Origin of the sequence: Nostoc sp., assembly GCF_036917095.1 — a bacterium.
Taxonomy (GTDB): domain Bacteria; phylum Cyanobacteriota; class Cyanobacteriia; order Cyanobacteriales; family Nostocaceae; genus Nostoc.
The window spans coordinates 74,842-97,397 of sequence record NZ_JBALFH010000020.1; the positions used below are offsets into that span (position 1 = coordinate 74,842).

Annotated in this window: 18 protein-coding genes and 1 pseudogene; 14 read left to right on the forward strand and 5 right to left on the reverse strand. The window is 41.4% G+C overall.

Translation table 11 applies throughout. The features are described from left to right. The first annotated feature begins 12 nt into the window (after nt 1–12). From V7L01_RS08405 to V7L01_RS08470, 14 genes are all read left to right on the forward strand, one after another. Nucleotides 13–864, forward strand: a complete 852-nt coding sequence (locus V7L01_RS08405) for a phytanoyl-CoA dioxygenase (protein ID WP_335033662.1) — start codon at nt 13–15, stop codon at nt 862–864. Nucleotides 865–971: 107 nt separating this feature from the next. Beyond that, a complete protein-coding gene (rfbC, locus tag V7L01_RS08410; RefSeq protein ID WP_335033664.1) occupies nt 972–1,529 on the forward strand; it encodes a dTDP-4-dehydrorhamnose 3,5-epimerase in 558 nt (185 codons plus the stop codon). A 53-nt stretch (nt 1,530–1,582) separates the two neighbouring features. Beyond that, complete coding sequence (locus V7L01_RS08415; RefSeq protein WP_335033666.1) at nt 1,583–2,827, forward strand: glycosyltransferase; 1,245 nt, start codon at nt 1,583–1,585, stop codon at nt 2,825–2,827. A gap of 108 nt (nt 2,828–2,935) precedes the next feature. Further along, entirely contained in the window at nt 2,936–4,249 is a 1,314-nt protein-coding gene (locus V7L01_RS08420; RefSeq protein WP_335033668.1) for an NAD(P)H-dependent oxidoreductase, read from the forward strand. Nucleotides 4,250–4,550: 301 nt separating this feature from the next. Further along, nucleotides 4,551–5,651 (forward strand): glycosyltransferase, encoded by a 1,101-nt coding sequence (locus V7L01_RS08425; RefSeq protein WP_335033670.1) that lies wholly within the window; start codon nt 4,551–4,553, stop codon nt 5,649–5,651. A 159-nt stretch (nt 5,652–5,810) separates the two neighbouring features. Continuing rightward, on the forward strand, nt 5,811–8,042 hold the full coding sequence (locus V7L01_RS08430) for a GumC family protein (protein ID WP_335033671.1): 2,232 nt from the start codon (nt 5,811–5,813) through the stop codon (nt 8,040–8,042). 726 nt (nt 8,043–8,768) lie between these two features. Continuing rightward, entirely contained in the window at nt 8,769–9,497 is a 729-nt protein-coding gene (hepC, locus tag V7L01_RS08435; RefSeq protein WP_335033673.1) for a heterocyst development glycosyltransferase HepC, read from the forward strand. Nucleotides 9,498–9,611: 114 nt separating this feature from the next. After that, nucleotides 9,612–11,462 (forward strand): heterocyst formation ABC transporter subunit HepA, encoded by a 1,851-nt coding sequence (gene hepA / locus V7L01_RS08440; RefSeq protein WP_335033675.1) that lies wholly within the window; start codon nt 9,612–9,614, stop codon nt 11,460–11,462. 152 nt (nt 11,463–11,614) lie between these two features. Then, a complete protein-coding gene (locus V7L01_RS08445; RefSeq protein ID WP_335033677.1) occupies nt 11,615–12,775 on the forward strand; it encodes a glycosyltransferase family 4 protein in 1,161 nt (386 codons plus the stop codon). A gap of 62 nt (nt 12,776–12,837) precedes the next feature. Next, the gene (locus tag V7L01_RS08450; RefSeq protein ID WP_335033679.1) at nt 12,838–13,830 is read left to right on the forward strand and encodes a glycosyltransferase family 2 protein; all 993 of its coding nucleotides are present in this window, start codon (nt 12,838–12,840) and stop codon (nt 13,828–13,830) included. Nucleotides 13,831–14,035: 205 nt separating this feature from the next. Further along, nucleotides 14,036–15,238: a glycosyltransferase family 4 protein gene (locus tag V7L01_RS08455; RefSeq protein ID WP_335033681.1), complete on the forward strand. Its 1,203-nt coding sequence runs from the start codon at nt 14,036–14,038 to the stop codon at nt 15,236–15,238. Further along, entirely contained in the window at nt 15,156–16,106 is a 951-nt protein-coding gene (locus V7L01_RS08460) for a glycosyltransferase family 2 protein (RefSeq protein ID WP_335033684.1), read from the forward strand. Before V7L01_RS08455 ends, V7L01_RS08460 begins: the two co-directional genes overlap by 83 nt. Before the next feature lie 174 nt (nt 16,107–16,280). Continuing rightward, the gene (locus tag V7L01_RS08465) at nt 16,281–17,714 is read left to right on the forward strand and encodes an O-antigen ligase domain-containing protein (protein WP_335033686.1); all 1,434 of its coding nucleotides are present in this window, start codon (nt 16,281–16,283) and stop codon (nt 17,712–17,714) included. An 86-nt stretch (nt 17,715–17,800) separates the two neighbouring features. After that, nucleotides 17,801–18,913: a glycosyltransferase family 4 protein gene (locus V7L01_RS08470; RefSeq protein ID WP_335033687.1), complete on the forward strand. Its 1,113-nt coding sequence runs from the start codon at nt 17,801–17,803 to the stop codon at nt 18,911–18,913. 116 nt (nt 18,914–19,029) lie between these two features. Here the strand turns inward: V7L01_RS08470 and V7L01_RS08475 are convergent, their stop codons facing one another. The 5 genes and pseudogenes from V7L01_RS08475 to V7L01_RS08495 form a co-directional block, all read right to left on the reverse strand. Continuing rightward, nucleotides 19,030–20,040: an SDR family oxidoreductase gene (locus V7L01_RS08475; RefSeq protein ID WP_335033688.1), complete on the reverse strand. Its 1,011-nt coding sequence runs from the start codon at nt 20,038–20,040 to the stop codon at nt 19,030–19,032. Between the two features lie 5 nt (nt 20,041–20,045). Next, a complete protein-coding gene (locus V7L01_RS08480) occupies nt 20,046–20,237 on the reverse strand; it encodes a hypothetical protein (RefSeq protein ID WP_335033690.1) in 192 nt (63 codons plus the stop codon). A 1,114-nt stretch (nt 20,238–21,351) separates the two neighbouring features. Then, nucleotides 21,352–21,921 (reverse strand): hypothetical protein, encoded by a 570-nt coding sequence (locus V7L01_RS08485; RefSeq protein WP_335033692.1) that lies wholly within the window; start codon nt 21,919–21,921, stop codon nt 21,352–21,354. A 146-nt stretch (nt 21,922–22,067) separates the two neighbouring features. Beyond that, nucleotides 22,068–22,274, reverse strand: coding sequence for a high light inducible protein (locus V7L01_RS08490; protein ID WP_335033693.1), 207 nt, complete (start codon nt 22,272–22,274; stop codon nt 22,068–22,070). Between the two features lie 163 nt (nt 22,275–22,437). Beyond that, nucleotides 22,438–22,548 (reverse strand): annotated as a pseudogene (locus tag V7L01_RS08495) (FAD-dependent oxidoreductase); the annotation flags it as partial. Nucleotides 22,549–22,556 lie beyond the last annotated feature (8 nt).

The window sequence follows — 22,556 nt, forward strand, 5'->3', positions numbered from 1 at the left end:
AGGATGTACGACATGTTTAGTGCAATTAAACGCAAAATATCTACACTGTCTTCTGACTTTGAATACTACGCGGCCCGTTTGAAGCATAGCAGGAATTTGCCAGCATTGGAAGGGCGCGATCGCAACATCCTGAATGCTCTCAAAAAAGATGGCGTTTGCCTCACAACATTGGCAGATTTAGAGTTAAATTCTAGCTCAGAACTGCTAAAAGCTGCTTATCATCAATTGTCTGAGATGGAAAATCCCAACAACGACCATCTAGATGAAAAGTTACCACAAATTTCTACAGTTACAGGTTTACCAGAATTTTATGCCTGGGGAATTGAGAAAAGACTGGTCAACATCATCGAAAATTATATAGGTCTTCCTATTGCTTTTCATGGTGTACATCTACGTAAAGATTTTCCTAGTAGACATCAGTTTGGGACGCTGTTATGGCATAGCGATGCAGAAGACCGTCGCATTATCAAAATCTTTATTTACTTGAATGATGTAGAAGAAAAAACTGGGCCTTTTGAATACATTCCCCGCTCTCTAACTTCCTTATTTAGTTGGAATTATTTTCGACTTTATTACAAACTTTGGAAGTCTGGCTATATGGGTATCGATGATGAAGAAGTAAAACCAGTTATCCCCAAATCAGCTTGGAAATCCTGCCCAGGCCCAGCAGGTACAGTCATTATTGTAGATACGAAAAACGCTTTGCATCACGGCACAGTCCGCACAGAAGAACGGTCAGCACTATTCTTTTGTTACACCGCCAACCCCCCCGAACGACCAGACCTCTGCACCCAATACTGGGATGATACTTATCCCAGAGCAGAGTTACGTTCTTCATCAGATGCAATTAAAGTTCCAACCTAATAACCTTTCGTAGGGTTGGTTACACGCACTCTACGAAATTGTAGGTTATTAAATTCACGTTTATTACTGTTATTTTCTCTACTCAACATTCATCTCAAAGGAATCATATGATTTTCACCGAAACTGCACTCAAAGACGCATACATTATTGACTTAGAAGAAAAACCAGACCATCGTGGTTTTTTTGCTCGGACTTTCTGCGCTCAAGAATTTGAAGCACGCGGCTTAAAGCCAACAGTCGCCCAATGTAACCTGTCTTTTAATTACAAAAAAGGCACTATCCGGGGAATGCACTATCAAAGTGCCCCAGCAGCAGAAACGAAATTAATTCGCTGTACTAAAGGCGCTATCTATGACGTAATTATTGATATGCGTCCTGAATCTCCTAGCTTTTTATCACACATCGGTGTAGAGCTAACCCCAGAAAACCGTCGCGCTTTGTATGTTCCAGAAATGTTTGCTCACGGTTATCAAGCACTCACAGATGATACTGAAGTTGTGTATCAAGTAGGTGAATTTTATACGCCTGGATATGAGCAGGGTTTACGTTACGATGACTCATTTTTTAACATTGATTGGCCTCTAGATGTGACTGAAATATCTGAGAAAGATTTAAATTGGCCTTTGTTGAGAATGATGACAGTTGGCGGTACAGTTTCCAGATAAATATAGGCTCTATCTCTATGTGAGTGAAAAATAATAAATTTAGGTAGAAATAAATGCCAAATAAAATTCTATCTCGTGTCGGTAACAGTTTCTCTTTTGTCTCCAAAAAAGTCCAAGCTCGCATCAATTACGCTAAGACCTTACAAGTTGTTTCCCTAAAGCCAAAACAGCCTTCCAAAGGAAATGTACTTCTTTCTTATCGGATTGAACCATTTCTCATCAAACCAGGTCAGCCTATCCCCAATGACCAGAGTTGGAACTGGGAATGTCTACTAATCGCCCAAACTTTTTTAGACATGGGCTATAACGTTGATGTCATCCAGTTCCATAATGATAAATTCGTTCCTCAAAAAGATTACGCATTTTTCATTGATATCCGCCATCGTCTAGAAGCGCTTGCACCAAAACTGAATAAAGATTGCATCAAGATTTTCCACGTTGACATTGCCAACATGGTGTTTCGCAATGCAGCTGAATGCAACAGACTTCTAGAACTCCAACATCGCAGAGGAATTACCCTACGTCCACAGCGATTTGAAACGCCCAACTTGGGGATTGAATATGCCGATTACGCTACCGTATTGGGCAACAATTTCACAGTTGATACGTTCAAATATGCCAACAAACCAATGTATCGTATTCCTATTTCTTCGTCATACGTTTATCCCTCTCCTGAGGAGAAAGACTTTGAAGCGGTAAGAAAGAATTTTCTCTGGTTTGGTGGTAGCGCTCTAGTTCTTAAAGGATTAGACTTGGTTTTAGATGCCTTTGCCCAAATGCCGGAATACCATTTAACAGTTTGTGGCCCGGTAAGCAATGACAAAGAATTTGAGCAGGCTTTCTATAAAGAACTGTATAAAACACCCAACATCCACACCTATGGGTGGATTGATGTTAGCAGTCCTGACTTTTTAAAGATTACAAATAACTGTTTGGGGCTTGTTTATCCTTCCGTTTCTGAGGGACAAGCAGGAGCAGTAATAACTAGCTTGCAAGCCGGATTAATCCCGATTTTAAGTTACGAATCTGGTGTTGATGTTCATGATTTTGGTGTGATTTTCGATAATCTTTCCCTTGAAGAAATTAAGGCGAAAGTTAGAAGTATTTCCAATTTGCCTGTTGAAGACCTAAAGTTGATGTCTCAGAAGGCATGGGAATATGCAAGAGCAAATCATACCAAAGAAAAGTTTGCCCAAGCCTACAGAAATGCTGTGGAGCAAATTATCGAAAATCACAGCCAGAAAAAACAGACTGCTTCTATAGCATCTAGCAAAGAACCAGTTATTAGCCATAGTTAATCCTAATTCCCATGAAAATGTACTTAATATTTAGTTGTAAAAATTATTAAGTGCAAGTTTATAGAGAATTTGTATCACAACCAACAGTTCCAAAAAGGAGTTTAGTTCATGATTATTATCGATCGCGCCTTACAAGCCCGTGCAGCAGCAGGAAATCCTATCAAGGTGGGAATGATTGGTGCTGGTTTTATGGGTCGAGGAATTGCCAACCAAATTGTCAATTCAGTGCCAGGAATGGAGTTAGTTGCTATCTCCAATCGTCAGATTGATGCAGCTAAACAAGCTTATTCGGAAGCAGGAATTGAAGATATTCAAGTTGTTGCAACTGTCAGCGAATTAGAAGATGCGATCGCTAACGGTAAATATGCAGTCACAGAAGATGCTAAGTTACTGTGTCGGGCCGAAGGGATCGATGCATTAATCGAAGTCACAGGTGCAGTGGAATTTGGCGCTCATATCGTTATGGAAGCGATCGCCCATTGCAAACATGTGATCATGATGAATGCCGAACTCGATGGCACCATTGGCCCCATCCTGAAAGTGTATGCCGACAAAGCAGGCGTCATTCTCAGCGCTTGTGATGGCGATCAGCCAGGGGTACAAATGAACCTTTACCGCTTTGTAAAAAGCATTGGTTTAACTCCCTTATTGTGCGGTAATATTAAAGGACTCCAAGACCCCTATCGCAATCCCACCACCCAGGAAGGATTTGCTAAACGTTGGGGTCAAAAGCCCCACATGGTGGCTAGCTTTGCCGACGGAACCAAAATTTCCTTCGAGCAAGCGATCGTTGCCAATGCCACAGGCATGAAAGTCGCCAAACGGGGAATGCTGGGATATGACTTCAACGGTTATGTCGATGAAATGGCCCATATATATGATGTTGAACAACTCAAAGAACTGGGCGGCATTGTCGATTATGTAGTTGGAGCAAAACCAGGCCCAGGCGTATATGTATTTGCCACTCACGACGACCCCAAGCAACAGCACTATCTCAACTTATATAAATTAGGCGAAGGCCCACTTTACAGCTTCTATACTCCTTATCACCTCTGTCATTTTGAAGTTCCCTTGTCCGTAGCGCGTGCTGTCTTATTCGGTGATGCCGTTATGTCTCCACTCGCAGGCCCGCTAGTAGATGTTATCACCACCGCCAAAATCGACCTGAAAGCAGGAGAAACCTTAGATGGCATCGGCTACTACATGACCTACGGACAGTGTGAAAATTCTGATATTGTCCAACAGCAAAATCTTCTACCAATCGGTCTAGCTGAAGGGTGCCGCCTCAAACGAGATATTTCTAAGGATCGAGTCCTCACCTACGAGGATGTAGAATTACCCGAAGGCAGACTCTGCGATCGACTACGATCTGAGCAAAACACTTATTTCGCTCCAGAAAAAATCTTAGTAGCAGTTGGATAATATCGGTTCCAAAAATATTCGCAACAAATCAATTGGCTGTAGGGGCGTACAGCTGTACGCCCCTAATACGTTTCGGATAAGATCCCCCCGCCTGCGGCGACCCCCTTAAAAAGGGGGTAAAAAGAAGAAGAAGCCCCCCTTTTTAAGGGGGGTTGGGGGGATCTCCGAGGCCCCTACCAACGTATTTGTCACAAGAATTTCGTCAAGAGGATAGGAAGCTATACTGCTGAACACTAAAGTTGTTGATAGTAACTTGCTGGGGAGGTTCAAACAAACCCGATCGAAACTTTAGGTCAAATTCATGAAAATTGCTCTAGTCCATGATTATTTAACCCAGCGAGGTGGGGCAGAGCGTGTGTTTGAACTGCTTTGTAAGCGCTATCCCGAAGCAGATATTTTCACATCTTTGTACGATCCCCAAAAAACTATCGATCTAGGCGATCGCATAGTCAACACAACCTTCTTACAAAAGATTCCTGGTGCAGCAAAATATTTCCGGTCGATGGCTCCTCTATATTTTCCTGCCTTTCGTGCCTTGGATCTGCAAGACTACGATTTAATTATTAGCAGTAGCACCAGCTTCGCCAAAGCAGTGCGAAAAAATCCCAATGCCCGCCACATTTGCTTTTGCCATAACGTTACCCGTTTCTTATGGGATACAGCAACTTATTTAAGAGAGTATGGAGATTATAGATATTTTGCTCCATTAATCGAACAAATATTCCAAATTATGAGAAAGGTAGACCTGAAATATGCACAGGAACCTGACCTTTACATTGCTAATTCCAGCGTTGTTGCCCGCCGTATTGAAAATATTTATGGCAAAAAGGCAATGATGGTAAACTATCCAATTGATACTAGTAAATTTCTTTTTTCAAATATAAAAGATGAATATTATCTGGCCTCCGCCCGGATGATCAGTTATAAGCGACTTGATATAATAGTCGAAGCTTTTAATTGGTTAGGGTGGCGGTTATTAATATCAGGTGACGGGCCAGAACTAGCACGGTTAAAATCAAAAGCATTACAAAATATTGTGTTCTTGGGACACGTAAGTGATAGAACCCGCAAAGACTTGTTTTCCAAAGCCAAGTCTATTATTGTCGCAGCCCTAGAAGACTACGGTTTAGTTCCAGTAGAGGCTAACGCCAGTGGCACACCAGTCATCGCCTATGGAGCAGGTGGAGTATTAGATACTCAAATTCCAGGTGAAACAGGAGTCTTCTTCAAAAGACAAACACCCGAATCTTTACAAGTTGCATTACTAGAAGCCAATGGCATTTCTTGGGATTACGATCGCATCCGTAATCATGCAGTAGCAAACTTTTCAGAGAATGCATTCTTTGGTAAGGTTGAGCAAATTATTAACCAGGCTTGTGGCGTGCATCAATTATTCATTTGATTTCGGAATCTCTTCTCACTATAAGATTACCTATTTATTTACACTCTCCTCCTTGGCATCCTTCTCTAACGGGACGCTGTGCGTTGGTAGTTCGTTAAAAAAATAGGTATTTATTCGGGGAATCTCTTAGCGTAAGTCTCGAAGACAAGGATAATAAAAGTGGTTCAAACTAGTCTAAATCCTCATATAACTCCAGCTTCTGAAAGTGAGCCAAGTTACGGACAAATGTTTGCCGTATTTGTGCGGAGATTTCCTTGGTTTTTAGCAGTATTGATTAGTTCTCTTGCTATTGCAAGCATGGTAACTTTGAAGACAAAGCCTACTTATAAAAGTTCCATGCAACTGCTAGTAGAACCTAACTATCAAGGTAAAACAGAAGGTGCTGCGGGGGTAGACAATCAGTATACTGACTCTAACGTGGTCATAGATACTGCTACCCAGCTTAACTTGATGCAAAGTTCGGGACTCATCCAAAAAGCAGTTGATAAACTTCAGTCTAATTATCCAGATATCAGTGCAGCTGAAATTAAAGCTTCTTTAGTCTTAACTCAATTAAGGAGCAAAGAAGATAATGTCGCTACTAAAATATTTCAAGTTGAATACACTGCTGGAGATCCAGAAAAAACCCAAAAAGTTCTGGATGCAATTCGACAAGTTTATGTGGAATATAACAAACAACAACAGAGTTCGCGTTTACAGAAAGGTCTGCAAATTATCAGGGAACAGTTAAGTAAAGCCAGCGAAGAAGTAAACGCTGCTGAGACAAATTTACAGAGGTTCCGCAGAAATCAGAACTTAATCGATCCAGAGTCACAGGCCAAAGCGATTGAGACAGCTTTGAACAATATTGCCCAAGAACGACAGACAACTCGTGCTCAGTATGGTGAGGCTTTGGCACGCCAAAAATCTTTGGAAGAACAACTTAACCGTTCTCCTCAAAATGCTCTAGTTGCTTCTCGTCTGAGTCAGTCTACTCGCTATCAAGGCTTACTAAACGAAATCCAAAAAAGCGAACTGGCACTAGCACAAGAACGCTTACGCTTTACAGATCAAACTCCGAGCGTGCAAAAGCTCAAAGAACAACTTCAGAGCCAGAAGGAATTATTGCAACAAGAGGTAGGAAGAACTTTAGGCGGAAAGTCTGCTGGTGCATTCACGAATGGAGACTCTCTTCTCGAAAAAGGACAGCTTGGGCAAATCGATCTTAGCCTTGCCGGTCAGTTAGTAGAAACGCAGACAACCATAGTTGCTTTAACTGCTCGCGATCAAACTTTGGCTCAGAAAGAAAACGAGCTACGTTTTGAAATCAAACGCTTCCCGCCTCTCTTAGCTTATTACAATCGGATGCTACCGCAGTTGCAATTTAGCCGTGAAAGGTTAGAGCAGCTTTTAAGAGCAGAGCAGCAATTGCGGCAAGAACTTTCCAAGGGTGGATTTAATTGGGAAGTTGTAGAAGAACCTCAAAAAGGCGGACAATTAGGCCCCAATCTCCAGCAGAACTTGCTGTTAGGTGCTGTGGTTGGGTTAATGTTAGGAGGTATTGCTGCCTTTATTCGGGAATCGGCTGATGATGCAGTTCACACCACTGCTGAATTAGAGAAGCAAATGGCGATGCCGTTGTTGGGAACAACTCCCAAGTTACCGCCAGCCAAACCCAGAGAATCAACGATCAAATTGCCTTTTGGCAAGCCAGAAGTTCTCGCTCCCTGGACAATTCAGGTATTGCAATCTCCACCGCGTTGGGAATCGCTGGATCTGATTTACAAAAACATTGAACTTTTAAATACTGTTACTAATTTAAAATCTTTGATGATCACCTCGGCTTTAGCCGATGAGGGTAAATCAGCTTTGGCTTTGGGTTTGGCAATGAGTGCTGCCCGTTTACACAAAAGGGTACTGCTGATTGATGCCAATTTACGCGATCCCAGTTTGCACCACCAACTGAATCTTCCTAATGAGCAGGGGCTTTCAACTCTATTGGCGAGTGATGCAAGTCTACCCAACCAGATTAGTCTTCAATACGCAGGTTCCGCTTACATCGATATTTTGACTGCTGGCCCCAAACCTGCTGACCCAGCCAATCTGTTGAGTTCCCCTCGGATGATGCAATTAATGGCAGCATTTGAAGAAAACTATGATTTGGTACTGATAGATGCTCCGCCAGTTCTCGGCTTGGTGGATGCCATGCTTACCGCATCATCTTGTCGTAGCGTGGTCATGGTGGCAAGCATTGGGATTGTAACGCGAAGTCAGCTTAATCAAGCGACAGCCATGCTGAGTAAGTTAAATCTGATTGGGGTTGTAGCTAATGGGGTATCAAACTCTAGCAGTAATTACGTACCTTATGTCAAACAACAGCAATTAGCTCTGCGACAAGCTGTAGAAAAGTAGCTAGTACAGCTAGATGATAAATCCTCGGCTTCTTAGAGAAGTCGGGGATTTTGCCTTTTGGATTTATAATCAAAATTTAATTTTAGGGACTTCTAAGAAATAAATTATCCAATCTTGTGGGGTGGGCATCTTGCCCGCCTTTGACTATGGGCGGGCGAGACGCCCACCCCACAATAAATAGTTGTATATTTTTTTATTTGGGAGTCCCTTATTGGGATCGGGAAAATTTCAGTAGATTTATGCTATCTTCACAGATTTTCAGAGAAATCACTGACTCTTTAAAGAATAAATAAAGAAGTTATTTGAGCGATCGCTATTTCTACAGAGTCTTATATTCTAGAAATTAAAGCACCTTCATAAAGGCTAGAAGACAAGAGCAGACTGGTTTTTCAAATCTATCGAGACAATGAACACCTCAGCGTAATTAAACGTAGATATAGATTCATGGGTAATTTCTCTCTACACTTCTCTACTGTCAGTAGTTTCCGGAAAATCAAGATTTGCCCATGAATGTTAATAGTAGCGGTGATTGCTACCTATGTAATTAGTATCTGTCTAATTTGTAAATCTCTACACCAGCAGAATTCTACGCAATACGTGCTTGGCTGAGTGGCAAATACTATAGCATATTTTTGGACTTACAACAAGATTCGGATTTGGGTCTTTGGCATTAATAGCCTTTGATAACGCCTCAGTAATTCACTCCTGTATCAACCCAAAGACATTATGACAACTTCAATAATTCCAACTCTAGATAATTTATATGATGTAACCCAGGAACAGCAAGATAATCGTGGGAACTGCACACTCTATTGGCGACGAGGCAAGCTGTTGGTGAAGCCGCTTGGACGAGTGAAACAACCATATCTGCCTTCATTAGATAGTAAGCGATCGCTAGTAGAATGCTTACAACATTCTCCTGTAAGTTTGGTAAGTATAGATCCAAAGCTGGGCGAAGCTTTACTCAGGTTTTGGGCAGATGCATGTGAAGAAGCTCAAAAACCAATATTCCTAAGCATACCCGCTGGTAATAAATTACCTAACCAGCCCTTGAGACAATTGCAGCGACTAATTGATTGGATTGCTGCTTTCGTGTTGCTGCTATTAGTAAGTCCAGTCATGTTGGGATTGATTGTATTAATGCAGGTTTACTCGCCAGGGTCACTTTTTTGCCCTGAGTGGCGTGTTGGAGAACGGGGTAAACTCTTTCGGGTGATGAGGTTTTGCCCAACTGCAAAGCACAACATCACACCGCTAGGGCGTTGGATGCGTAAATCCGGTCTTAACAATCTGCCCCAGTTATTAAATGTTCTACGAGGTGACATGAGTTTGACCGGATCTCGTTGTTGGACTTTAGAAGATGCAGTACAGCTAAATAAATTACCAGAAACTACAGCTTCATGGGAAGTAGAGGCACAGTCTCACCTGTTACAACTGGATAGCCAAACACTGTAATTTATCTGTGCGGTAATTGATGATTTCATCTACCGCACTTGGGCTAAAACAAAAATTGCTGACGTAGCATCTATAGCGGTCTATCTACCTTGCCAAATTATTATTATAGAATCCATGCATTTGAAACTTCCTCAACCACTCGGCAATCTGCTCAAAGCTAGCAGCTTTTGGCAGGACAACTATTTAATCTTGCGAGAATTTAAACACTTTCGCAAAATTGCAATTTTAGCTTTGATATTTTCGGTTCTGGCGGCAACTTTTGAAGGTGTCAGTATTGGTTTTCTACTTTCATTTTTGCAAAGCTTAACTAGTCCCAATGCTCAACCTGTCCAAACAGGAATAGGCTGGTTTGATATTTGGGTATTGGGAGCTAAAACATCAGCAATTAATCGTCTATACCGCATATCTTTGCTGATTTTATTGAGTACTTGGTTACGTGCAACTTTTAACTATTTTTCTCAAGTCTATACTGAATTATCACAATTACATCTTGCCGATCGCTTACGGAAGCAAATTTTTGAACAGTTGCAATCTTTATCGCTAAGTTACTTTGCCAAAACTCGTTCTGGCGAACTAATTAACACAATTACCACAGAAATTGAAAGAATAAGACAAGGTTTCAGTGGCGGAGCTTTTTTAGTAACTAGAGGATTGACAACTGTTGTCTACTTAATATCAATGTTTTTGATATCATGGCAACTAACGCTGATTTCAGCATTACTATTTACACTTTTAGGTGTAGGGTTGTCTAATCTGAACGCTAGAGTCAGAGAATCAAGTTTTGGGATGACAACTGCTAATGCCAATTTTACATCAACAGCCATAGAATTTATTAATGGCATTCGCACTGTTCACTCCTGTGGTACTCAAGAATTTGAGCGTCAGCGTTACTACAAAGCTAGCGACAAGGTAATAAGTACTACGACGAAAGTTGTGTTTACTTGGACACTTGTCAAGCCAATTGCCGAAGGGGTAGCGACTACGGTGTTGGTAGGAATGATTATTTTAGCGTTCACTAGCCTTGTTACCAATGGAACGCTACAAGTTGCTTCTTTGCTAACCTTTTTCTTTGTGTTATTTCGCTTCATACCATTTGTTCAAGATATTAACGGGACAAGAGCATATCTCAGCACTTTACATGGTTCAGCAGACAATATTAAAAATCTCTTGAAAAGTGATGATAAATATTACTTTCAAAATGGGGAAATTGAGTTTAAAAGTTTAAAAAGGTCAATAGATTTAGTATCTGTAGATTTTGGTTACGATGATGATAATCTAGTGCTACATAATATTACCCTGACTATTGAGAAGGGAAAAATGACAGCATTAGTCGGGGCATCTGGTGCTGGTAAAACAACTCTTGCTGATTTAATCCCCAGATTTTATAATGCTACAGATGGATATCTTTTTATTGATGAAGTTGATGTACGGCAGTTTGAAATTAACTCCCTACGTCGCAAAATAGCTGTTGTCAGTCAGGATACTTTTATCTTCAATACTAATGTTTGGCAAAACATTTCTTACGGGACTCCAGAAGCGACTAACGATGAAATTCAAGAAGCTGCTAAACTAGCGAATGCATTGGAATTTATTTTGGAAATGCCCGAAGGTTTTGATACCCAATTAGGAGATCGGGGTGTCAGGTTATCTGGAGGACAAAGGCAGCGAATTGCGATTGCGCGTGCTTTACTACGGAACCCAGAAATTTTGATTTTGGATGAGGCAACTAGCGCCTTAGATTCTCTATCTGAGCGCTTAATTCAAGACTCCTTAGAAAAGCTATCTGTTGGTAAAACAGTAATTGCGATCGCTCACCGTCTTTCTACTATTTCTAAAGCAGATAAAGTCGTGGTATTAGAACAGGGACGGATAGTAGAGCAAGGTAACTATAAAGAATTACTTGACCTTAAAGGTAAGCTTTGGAAATATCATCAAATGCAGTATGAAGTAAGACAGTCAGATTAGAAACAATATCACAATTTCGTTAAAATTAAATCATTTTCCAAAAATATTTGCAACAGATGAATCAGCTGTAGGGGCATACACATGTACGCCCATACCTATGTATCTAGATCGGGTATTTGGTGAAATGGTATCGCTGAACAAGAACGGAAAACATGTACCAGAAAATATTTGATCGAGACCTGATTTACCAATGCTCCAATTTTGAGGTAGGTGAAGGCGGAGGTGTTGAAACTTATTTAGCTTCTCTATTTGAACATCAACCGCCTAATGTTAGCGATCGCGTAATAAAATCGCTCAATAATGTGGATCAAAGTCAGTTCAAATTGCTGCACATTCACAGCCCAGAATTACTATTGCAGCTTACAGGGGAATGTCCTGCTATCTTTAGCGTTCATAATCACTCATTCTACTGTCCTAGTGGCACAAAGTATTTAGCAGGGCAGCGGACAATCTGCGATCGCAACTTCTCTTACTTAGGATGTACTTGGGGTAAATTAGTAGATAAATGTGGTAGCCGTAGACCATTAAGAAGCCTTAAAGAACTTCAAACTACTCAGGAGTTTTTAGATGTTTTAAAAAAGGTAAAAATTACTTTCATTGCTAATAGCGAGTACGTGCGACAAGAGTTGATTCAAAACGGTGTACCCCCTGAGCAAACTGTAACGCTACACTGTGGAATCTCGATACCACAAACAGCAGCTGTACCCTTAAGTTTAGAAGTCCACCAAAATCATAGAATTTTGTTTGCAGGACGGATTGTTTCTGATAAAGGTCTGGAATGGCTGCTCAAAACTTTAATACATACAGACCCGCAAATTCAACTTGATATTGCAGGTGAAGGCTGGGAACGACCCCGCTTAGAAAAGTTAGCAAACACCCTCAAATTGAGTAACCGGATCGTTTGGCATGGTTGGTGCGATCGCGATAAATTAGATAAACTTTATCAACAGTGTTTTGCAGTCATCTTTCCTAGCGTTTGGCCCGAACCTGCCGGTCTTGTAACTTTGGAAGCTTATGCTCGTTATCGACCTGTAATTGGTAGCGCAGTCGGAGGGATTCCAGAACATTTACGAGATGGAGAAACGGGTATTCTTGTTCCAGCTAATAATATCAAAAAGCTAGCTGATGCCATTAATGAGTTGTATGTAGATCGTCAAAAAAGCCGATACATGGGCGAACAAGGTCATGCTTTATTGATGAAGGAATTTACAATGGATGCTCATGTAAAAAACCTGCAAACAATTTATGCAAAAACAATAGCAGAATTTCCTTCTAGAGCTAAAAAATTATATAGTATCCCTCAAGTTAAATAAGCTTACTTTGGTCAAAACATAAATGGTACATCTTTTACATATAAAATATCAAGGGAAAAAATATGTCATTGCCTCAAGAATACCAGCAACCTTTAGTTAGCATTATTATTCCCACCTATAATCGACCAGAGTATCTCAAGCAAGCGATCGCTAGTGCTATTAAACAGACTTATCAAAATATTGAAATAATTGTTTGTGATAATTGTAGTTTAGAAAATCCCCAAACACTTGTCGCATCTTTTGGTGATTCACGCATTAGATTTTGGCGACATCAGCAAAATGTGGGGATGATTGCTAATCAGCAGCATGGCTTTAAGATGGCGCGAGGTAAATATGTTGCTAGTCTACATGACGATGATATGTGGAATGAAGACTTTTTAGCAAAGCTTGTACCACCGCTAGAAGCAAATTCTGAGTTAATTCTCGCTTTTTGTGACCAATATATTATAGATGCTAATGGCATAATTAATGATGTTGGAACTGAAGAAAATACACGCGGTTACAAGCGAGATAAATTAACACAAGGAATTCATCAACCTTTCTACAAAATTGGATTGGTAGATAAAAGCATACCTACTGCTGCATCTTGTGTGATTCGCAATAATTTTGTGAATTGGGATAGTATTCCCCCAGAAGTTGGCGGCATGTGGGATTTATATTTAACCTACCTTTGCTGTATATCTGGTTGTGGTGCTTACTATTATCCAGAAAGATTGACGCGATATCGTGCCCACGAGCAAACTGATACTATGCTCAGTGGTAGTCGAGATATACAGGCAAAAATCCGCAAAGCTAAAAGCGAAATGTTTTGTTATCAAGTCTTTATGGAAGACACTCGTCTACAGCAATTTAAGACGTACTTTGAACAAAAATGGTTAGAAGCTAATACCACTTTGGGAATTGGTTTACTACGAAGTGAACAGATAGACGCAGCACGTCCTTATTTTTGGCAGGTGCTGAATAAACAAAAATTTGATGCCCGAACTCTGGCAGCACTTACTCTTAGTTTTACTCCACGATTTTTAGCAAGTAAGTTAATGAAAATATCGAAATAATATATCAATCATATCTGAGTTGTGTAAGTTATTTTTTAAATTAACCGCGCAGATAATTAGCAACGGCGGCTTCCGTCTATCTGAACTTTTAATGCTGCGCGTAGCTTGGTGGATGCAGAGGAGACAGAGAGAATAAAAACAAGAATATTTTTTAACTCTTAGTTTGCGCTTTTGCGTGAGTTTATATTCATAATAAAGGTAGTGTATGAAACTTTGTATTGTTACTCATAAAATCAAAAAAGGTGATGGTCAGGGACGGGTAAATTACGAAGTTGCTCAAGAAGCAATTCGTCGCGGTCATCACTTAACATTATTGGCTAGTGAAGTCGCACCAGAACTAGAACAAAATAGCCAAGTTAATTGGATTTCAATTCCAGTCAAAGACTATCCCACAGAATTTGTGCGTAATTTCATATTTGCCCAAAAAAGCGCAGATTGGTTACGGCAACATCGCTCTGAGATTGATTTAGTTAAAGTCAATGGAGCAATTAATTTGGCTGCGGCTGATGTGAATGCTGTACATTTTGTCCACAGTTCATGGTTGCGATCGCCTGTTCATATTTCCCGCAACCGCCGAGACTTGTATGGTTTCTATCAATGGCTGTTTACGGCTTTTAATGCCCGTTGGGAAAAACAGGCTTTCCAAAAAGCGCAGGTTGTCGTAGCTGTATCCGAAAAGGTAGCGCAGGAATTAGTTAACATTGGTGTGCCGCGTTCTCGCATTCGCGTAATTGTCAATGGCGTAGACTTAGAAGAGTTTGCCCCTGGTGAAAGCGACCGCCAAAAGTTAGGTTTACCGGAGAATGTCACCTTAGCACTGTTCGCTGGAGATATCCGCACACCTAGAAAGAACTTAGATACAGTGCTGCACGCCTTAGCGAAAGTTCCCGATTTACATTTGGTGGTGGTGGGACACACTCAAGGTAGCCCTTTCCCAGAATTAGCAGCATCTTTAGGGTTAAGCGATCGCGTGCATTTTGTGGGATTTCGCCGTGATATCCCCCAAATTATGCAAGCAGTAGATTTATTTGTTTTTCCTTCCCGATACGAAGCTTGTAGCCTCGTATTGTTAGAAGCACTTTCTTCAGGACTGCCAGTAATTACTGCCACAGCCACTGGGGGCGGAGAGTTGGTGACACCAGAATGTGGCATCGTCTTATCCGACTCAGATAATATTGATGCTTTGGCTGTGGCGCTGATGTCCTTGGTGAGCAACATCCCGTTGATGCAGCAAATGGGCAAAGCAGCTCGCTTTGTAGCAGAACAACATAGCTGGACTACTATGGCACAAACTTATGTGGATCTATTCGAGGAGTTAAGCAAGAATGCGGAACACCGTTCTGATACCGACTTATCGCCGTCCACAAGACCTATCACGCTGCCTTTTGGCGCTACAGGAGCAAACTAAACCCGTCGATCAGGTGATAGTGGTTGTCCGCGATACGGATGCAGAAACTTGGGAATTCTTGGCGCAATTAAACGCCCACAACTTGCCACTGCATACCGTGAAAGTGATACAACCAGGGGTAGTAGCAGCCCTTAACGCCGGACTAGCAGCAGTAGAGGGCGATATTGTTTCCATTACTGATGATGATGCTGCACCCCACCCAGATTGGTTAGAGCGCATCGCCGCTTACTTTACCTGTGATAGTCGCCTCGGCGGACTTGGCGGGCGTGATTGGATATATCACGGCTCCAAATTAGAAAACGAATCCCGCCCAGTAGTGGGACAGTTGCAGTGGTTTGGGCGAGTGATTGGCAACCATCACCTGGGAGTGGGAGAACCTCGTGAAGTTGATATTCTCAAGGGCGTAAACATGAGTTTTCGTACCCAAGCGTTGGCGAAGCCCGCCGAAGGCATCGGACAACTGCGCTTTGACGAGCGGATGCGCGGTACAGGAGCGCAGGTACATTTTGAAATGGCATTCACTCTGACATTAAAACGGGCTGGTTGGAAGATAATTTACGATCCTAATGTTGCTGTAGATCACTATCCAGCACAACGTTTTGATGAAGATCAGCGAAATAACTTTAATGAAATTGCCTTTATTAATTTAGTCCATAACGAAACCTTAGTTTTACTAGAGCATTTGCCATTTATCCGCCGGATTATATTTTTATTCTGGGCAGTATTCGTGGGTACATGCGATAGTTTGGGTTTCGTCCAATGGCTGAGATTTTTACCTAGTCAAAGGCAGTTGGCAGGGAAAAAATTACTTGCTTCTTGGCGTGGGCGTTGGCAGGGATATAAACAATTCGTAATTCGTAATTCGTAATGAATTTAATTTCTTCTTAGCTCTAGTAGTCTGTAAAGCTAAAAGTTATGGGTAAAAAAGTTCGTAGTAAGGACTTTAGTCCTTATTTAAGCACTAAAGTGCTTACTACAAACCTTAAAAATTAGCTTAGACATTGTACTAGTTAGCATTGGTAAATCCAAAATCTAAAATTGAATGAATTCTAAGCAGATACTTTTCAATAGTTTTTTACAAGAAAGCTATTCTCCCGAAGAGCGATCGCTACAGGGTTGGATGGCGATCGCAGGCTTTATATTACTGACTGTAGTTTGCTATTTTGCTGGTGCTACTGCCGCATTGCGCCTAATTTATCCGGTGATGGCTTTAGTGGTAGCCATATTTTTATACTTGCGGCATCCCATTCTCTACATCAGCTTTACCTGGTGGATCTGGTTTCTCACGCCCTTAGCTACTCGCTTAGTTGACTATCGGGTGGGCTGGGACCCTACCCGTCAAATGCTCATAGCACCCTATTTAGTGGTGTTTGTAACCATAGCAACTTTCTTACGGCACTTTCCCCGCGCCTCACGTCAAGGGGGCTTGCCGTTTGTTTTGGCTTTTATCGGAGTGTTCTATGGCTTTCTAATCGGTCTGATTTATAATGCACCGATCCCTGTAGCACGCGGATTGATGGATTGGCTCAGTCCGGTCATTTTCGCTTTTCATTTATTTATAAACTGGCGAGATTATCCCAGCTATCGCCAGAATATTCAGCGAACATTCCTTTGGTGTGTGTTAATTTTAGGAGCTTATGGCGTATATCAATTCGTCGTGGCTCCTGAGTGGGACAGATATTGGCTCATAGAATCAAAACTATTCATGAGTTCTGGAAACCCTGTACCTTTCGGGATGCGCGTCTGGAGTACATTGCACTCAGTCGGCCCCTTTGGTTCAGTCATGCAAGCTGGATTGCTGTTGTTATTTACTAGTTCAGGAAGCCTAATTTTTCCTGCCTCAGTTGTTGGTTACTTGTCCTTCCTATTGACACAAGCACGTACTAATTGGGGAGGCTGGTTATTAGGAATAATTATGATCGTGGGTTCAGTCAAAACCCGGATTCAAATGCGCTTAATCATCATAATTGTGGTGATGGCAATTTGTGTTGTGCCATTGACAACCATTGAGCCAATTGCCGGAGTTGTAGCAGCCCGGTTACAAACTTTTTCTAATCTTGAAGAAGATAACAGTTTTAAAGATAGATCGGGAAGTTATGACAAAAACCTTGGTTTAGCTCTTTCTAATGGTCTAGGTAACGGGTTAGGGAATATTTGGAAAGTTAACGAAAAAACTGGTCAAATTGAAGTAGTGGTGATTGATAGTGGCATTTTAGATATGTTTTTCACCCTTGGTTGGTTTGGAGCCATCTTTTATATGGGTGGATTAATTTTTTTAATTATTACTGTCAGCAGTTATGGTGAAGGTCGTTTCGATAGTTTTATTAGTGCTGCCCGCGCCATTGGTATCAGTTCTTCTGCACAGCTAATTATCGGTAGCGGCATGTTAAGCGTGGCAGGGATGATTCTTTGGGGATTTTTAGCTATGGCGATGGCTGGACATAAATATTATCAACATCAAAAGAATTATGAATAAATATGAAAATATTTGACTGGATGCAAAATATTTTTTGTAGTTAGTTAAAAAACAAAATCTTACAACTTAAATAGGACTGATATATTATGAAAGCAATTATTGTAATGCCACTGGCCGAGCAACGAGGTGGCGGTGAAATGATGCTTTGGGATTTAGTGCAGCAGGGACGTAACGCTGGTGTCGAGTGGCTGGTGATATTTTTAGAAGACGGCCCGATGGTTGAGCAAGTAAAGTCCCTTGGTATTGATGCGCGAGTTGTGGAAAGTGGACGTTTGCGCCAAATCCACCGTTTTATTGCTGCCGTTTTTCGGATAGCTGCGATCGCCCGCCGCGAACGTGCAGATATAATTGTCAATTGGATGTGGATTACGCATATATCTGGAGGTTTGGCGGCGATGCTGGCGGGCTTACCTGCTGTGTGGTATCAGTTAGAAGTGCCTAGTGATAAGACTTGGTTGGTACGAATTGCAACTTTAATCCCAGCCCGTGCAATTATCACTCTCTCCCAAGATGGCAAGCAAGCACAGGCAGAAATTTGGCCCCACAGACCAACACCTTTGGTTTATCCTGGTGTCGCATTAGACCGATTTGAGCCTAATGCTTTGCCCTCTCCACAAGAAGCACGGCGAAAACTGGGCTTACCTTTACACGGGCCATTGATTGGAATTGTTGGGCGATTGCAACGATGGAAGGGAATGCACGTATTGGTGCAAGCAATGCCCAAAATCTTACAGAAGTATCCTGATGCTCATTGTGTGGTGGTTGGCGGTAAGCACGATTTAGAACCGGATTATGAGGACTTCTTGAAAGCGGAAATTGCCGCCTTGGGCTTGAAAGAGCAAGTAATTATGGCTGGGCTACAGCGCAATATCCCGGAGTGGGTGCAGGCGATGGATGTATTCGTTCATGCATCAGATAAAGAGCCGTTTGGGATTGTGATTATTGAGGCAATGGCGCTGGGTAAACCTGTGATTGCTGGTGATGCCGGCGGCCCGACGGAGATTATTACCGATGGGATGAATGGATTATTAACACCTTACGGTGATGCAGAGAAATTAGCGATCGCAATTCTCCGCTATCTTGACGAACAAGAATTTGCCCAAAGTGCCGGAGTAGCTGCCAGACAACGCGCCCTCGATTTCTCAACGCAGAATTATGCTCAAAATTTTATTAGTGTACTTCGTTCTGCTAAGGCTTAATCCTCAATACCGTTCGGTTAAAAAATTTTTTGGTTGAGGCAGGTAGGGGGAGAGAAGAATTACTGAACAATAACCCTCTTGCTTCCCCTGCTTATCTTTAAGAGGAGCTACTGCATTTATCCTTGCTCTTTAATTACTTGAGCTGCTAGCAAAGCTAATGCTGCTGTAGCAGCGATCGCACCCCACTGGAGAAGCGGATTTTTTTCTAGCCAGTCGGAAACACTAGGTATAACTAAGTGACCATAATCACCGTTAACTCTGTCGTCTTCAGCAACAGGTTGATAAAAATTATTTGGTGCATCTTCAGATTTCGGCTCGGAACTATGCTGGAACTTGAAGCCGACGAGCAGTAACAGTGAATCTACTAATGATGGTGAAACGCGCTGTACCAAATCTAATATTTTAGCTACATCCCCAACTAAGTAGTCACGAGTTGGATGTTCGGCTGTATAGAGGATAGCATCAGCGACAAGTTTAGGCTCGTAGTAAGGTGGTATCCCAGAAGGCTTTACGCCTAACTTCGTCCGGCCATTATTCCAGAAGGGAGTGTTGATCACTGCTGGCTTTACACTTGTGACACTGATAGGCCATTTTTCATGTTGCAACTCAACGCGCATCGATTCGATAAAGCCCTCCACCCCGTGCTTGGCTGCCGAGTAAGCACTTTGGTAGGGGAGCGATCGCCTACCTTCCATTGAAGAGACATGGATCAATGCCCCCCGTCCCTCACGCTTCAGATGGGGCAGGGCCGCCATTGCTCCATACACCTGTCCCATGAGATCGACATCAATAACATGCTTAAACTCTTCTGGTGTTGTATTGTCGAAAGTGGCAAAGATGCCGATAGCGGGGACATGTACCCACGTATCGAGTCGCCCGTAGACTTCCACAGTTTTATCTGCGATCGCCTTAACTTGGTCAAAGACTTCCACATCAGCTACGCAATAAGTTGCCTCGCCGCCAAAGCTACGAATCTCTTCTACTAAAGACTTTAGCTTCGACTCACCGCGAGCGGAGACTACCACTTTTGCCCCGCGTCTAGCAAACTCAAGAGCTGCGATCCGTCCAATACCGCTGGAGGCTCCAACGACGGAAACAACCTGCTGATTGATTGGCTTTAATTGCATAAGTGTTACTCCTTAAAAAAATAGGGATTCGGGATTAAAACAATCGTTTCCCAATCCCCAGTCACAGGTGACAAGTAAGAAACTGGTTCAACGCATCGGTCAATAACTACTGAAGACAAATCTGCTAAGACACCTCCAAATCTACCAAGTGGCGTGGGTACTGCTGAGACAATATAAGCTTCTTGCATACTTCTCATTACTTTAGTAAATTTGAAATTTAAAATAATAAAACCACTTCAAATTTTCAATCAATTATTTCTAGCTTCTGTAATAAATTACTTTTACTTGAATAATTAATTTTGCAATCTTAAGCGTAGTTTTAATTAAATTAAAAGCAAATTTAATCCATGTAATATTACTTTACAATAAATTCCATAGCAATAAATCTTTCTTTAGAAGGAAACAAAGTTTTCTGTAAAAATATAAGGTTTAATATAAAACAGATAGCATAAACGCAATTTAACAGAATTAAATATAATTAATAATGAATATCTAATTTGCATAATCGAATTAAATATAACTCTTTTGAGGTGGGCATCTTGCCCGTCCAGCTTATGCAATTTAAATGTTGAACAGCTTATCTATTAACTAGCTTTTCGATTAGCGCGATAGGCTATTGCACCGTTTCCTGATAACATTTGGGATGAGAAAAAACAAGGTTCAATTTTTAGAAAAATATGGCAGTGCTTTCGCCCAATTAGGGCTTTTTAGAAACTAAAAGCACTACCATACATTTTGCTAAGGAGCGTATTATACCTAAGATTATTCAATGTCATCAAAAAACAAAAATTTTCTGCTTAAAAAATAGGCTTAAAACCGAATAAGCCCGTAATAAGCACTTGCCGCAGCTAGGATAATTGTTAAAACTCCCAGTGTTGTGCTAAGTAAAAATTGCACAGAGGTTTTTTTATTGAGAGCTTCTTTACTTCCACCTTCGAGTGTCGTTCATTCGGTATTGTTAGGATTGGTTATGTTGTCAGTTTTCATGGTTTTTATCTTGTTTGATTATTTATTACAATTTTGCCTCTAATCTCAAAAATTACATCTAACTTTAGGATTAGCAAAAAAGGTATAAAAAAGTAGATGTAGTTAAATCCGAATTTCATCCATTTGATTACAAATTAGTACCTCAAAGAATACGGTTTGGAGAAGCAGGAAAGCTCTTGAGAAAACAAGGTTTTTCTTCAGGAATTCTTCTAGCTTTCTTAAGAGAAGCCCCACAATAACCGCATAAGAATTCGTTAAAAATTCTGGATTCAATGCACAGATATAGCAACACCTGTGAAAAACATTTTTGTTATGAGCAAAGCGCTAATTTACCTCACCATTTGAAGCCTGCGGGGAATCATAAACGCCCCAATATTCAATACCGCGATCGCGTAATATCGGTTCGACGCGATGAATTTCTTCTTCTGAGCCTTCTAAGATGAGCAAATAATAACTTTGCTGGAGGCGATCGCTATAAACTCTGGCTCTGTCTTCGGGTATGCCTAAATCACCTAATGCCTTTAGTAAATTCTGATTTGCTGCGGCTCCCACAGCAACACCTGCAACGCTGCTGACTAATGCTACACCTACGGAACCTGCTGCGAGCACTGCTCCTAAACCGGGAAGCGCCAAACTACTCAAACCAACTAATACGCTACCCCAAGTACTTGCTGCCAGCGCCTCTCTTACTGCTCCGGTTGTATTGACATCTCGATCGCCAATGCGATCGCTAATCTGCGTCTCACCTAAATTCTCACCCTGCTCTACATCTTTAGCTATGACAGAAACTTTATCTATATGAAAGTTTGCAGTCTTCAATTCATTAATTGCCTGCTCTATTCCTTGAGAATTAGCAAATACTCCTAATGCATGTATTGTGTTTTTAGTTATCATATTTTCTCCTTCGCAATTATTGTATTAGTGCGTCCATATATAACCTCGGTATTAGACTCTAATTCACGAGTACGTTTATTCCAACACTCCTAAATTATTATTTATTGAATTGTTCCCCCAAGGGGGGATAAATCATCAGTGAAGAATTAGCGAACCAAGTGGAGTACGTCACGCACTAAACTATAGCCAGCCAAATCCCAAAGTAGGTAAGAAATAAAACCAATCATCGCTAAACGCCCATTCCACAGTTCTTGTTGGGGATTCCACCCAAGAATCCAAGCATTGCGATCGACACCGTTATAGACTTTAGCTTCAGTAGATAATTCAATCGTTTTATTAGTTTCAGTTGCCATTGTAAATATTCCTTAATAACTCTCCTACACCCACATCTTAATTACTATTACGGTTGCAGTTCTCTGTCTATCGGGGAATATAAAAGCGCCACAGGAAGTATCTGTAAGCATTTTATAGACTTTTGATCCTTTCGGCGAAGAAGCATCAGGAACTTGCTCAAGAGAGCGATCGCCCTTCCAATAATAGGACGCTGTAACCAGCTTTCAGCAGGTAGCCAGCACAAACTAAGCCATTATGACCAGCGCCAATAATTACAACGTCATACGATTCCATGACTATAA

Excerpts from the sequence above, each read along its gene's own strand:
- V7L01_RS08405 (WP_335033662.1), top strand. The coding sequence starts at position 13 with ATGTTTAGTGCAATTAAACGCAAAATATCTACACTGTCTTCTGACTTT.
- rfbC (WP_335033664.1), top strand. The coding sequence starts at position 972 with ATGATTTTCACCGAAACTGCACTCAAAGACGCATACATTATTGACTTA.
- V7L01_RS08415 (WP_335033666.1), top strand. The coding sequence starts at position 1,583 with ATGCCAAATAAAATTCTATCTCGTGTCGGTAACAGTTTCTCTTTTGTC.
- V7L01_RS08420 (WP_335033668.1), top strand. The coding sequence starts at position 2,936 with ATGATTATTATCGATCGCGCCTTACAAGCCCGTGCAGCAGCAGGAAAT.
- V7L01_RS08425 (WP_335033670.1), top strand. The coding sequence starts at position 4,551 with ATGAAAATTGCTCTAGTCCATGATTATTTAACCCAGCGAGGTGGGGCA.
- hepC (WP_335033673.1), top strand. The coding sequence starts at position 8,769 with ATGACAACTTCAATAATTCCAACTCTAGATAATTTATATGATGTAACC.
- hepA (WP_335033675.1), top strand. The coding sequence starts at position 9,612 with ATGCATTTGAAACTTCCTCAACCACTCGGCAATCTGCTCAAAGCTAGC.
- V7L01_RS08445 (WP_335033677.1), top strand. The coding sequence starts at position 11,615 with ATGTACCAGAAAATATTTGATCGAGACCTGATTTACCAATGCTCCAAT.
- V7L01_RS08450 (WP_335033679.1), top strand. The coding sequence starts at position 12,838 with ATGTCATTGCCTCAAGAATACCAGCAACCTTTAGTTAGCATTATTATT.
- V7L01_RS08455 (WP_335033681.1), top strand. The coding sequence starts at position 14,036 with ATGAAACTTTGTATTGTTACTCATAAAATCAAAAAAGGTGATGGTCAG.
- V7L01_RS08460 (WP_335033684.1), top strand. The coding sequence starts at position 15,156 with ATGCGGAACACCGTTCTGATACCGACTTATCGCCGTCCACAAGACCTA.
- V7L01_RS08465 (WP_335033686.1), top strand. The coding sequence starts at position 16,281 with ATGAATTCTAAGCAGATACTTTTCAATAGTTTTTTACAAGAAAGCTAT.
- V7L01_RS08470 (WP_335033687.1), top strand. The coding sequence starts at position 17,801 with ATGAAAGCAATTATTGTAATGCCACTGGCCGAGCAACGAGGTGGCGGT.
- V7L01_RS08475 (WP_335033688.1), bottom strand. The coding sequence starts at position 20,040 with ATGCAATTAAAGCCAATCAATCAGCAGGTTGTTTCCGTCGTTGGAGCC.
- V7L01_RS08480 (WP_335033690.1), bottom strand. The coding sequence starts at position 20,237 with ATGAGAAGTATGCAAGAAGCTTATATTGTCTCAGCAGTACCCACGCCA.
- V7L01_RS08485 (WP_335033692.1), bottom strand. The coding sequence starts at position 21,921 with ATGATAACTAAAAACACAATACATGCATTAGGAGTATTTGCTAATTCT.
- V7L01_RS08490 (WP_335033693.1), bottom strand. The coding sequence starts at position 22,274 with ATGGCAACTGAAACTAATAAAACGATTGAATTATCTACTGAAGCTAAA.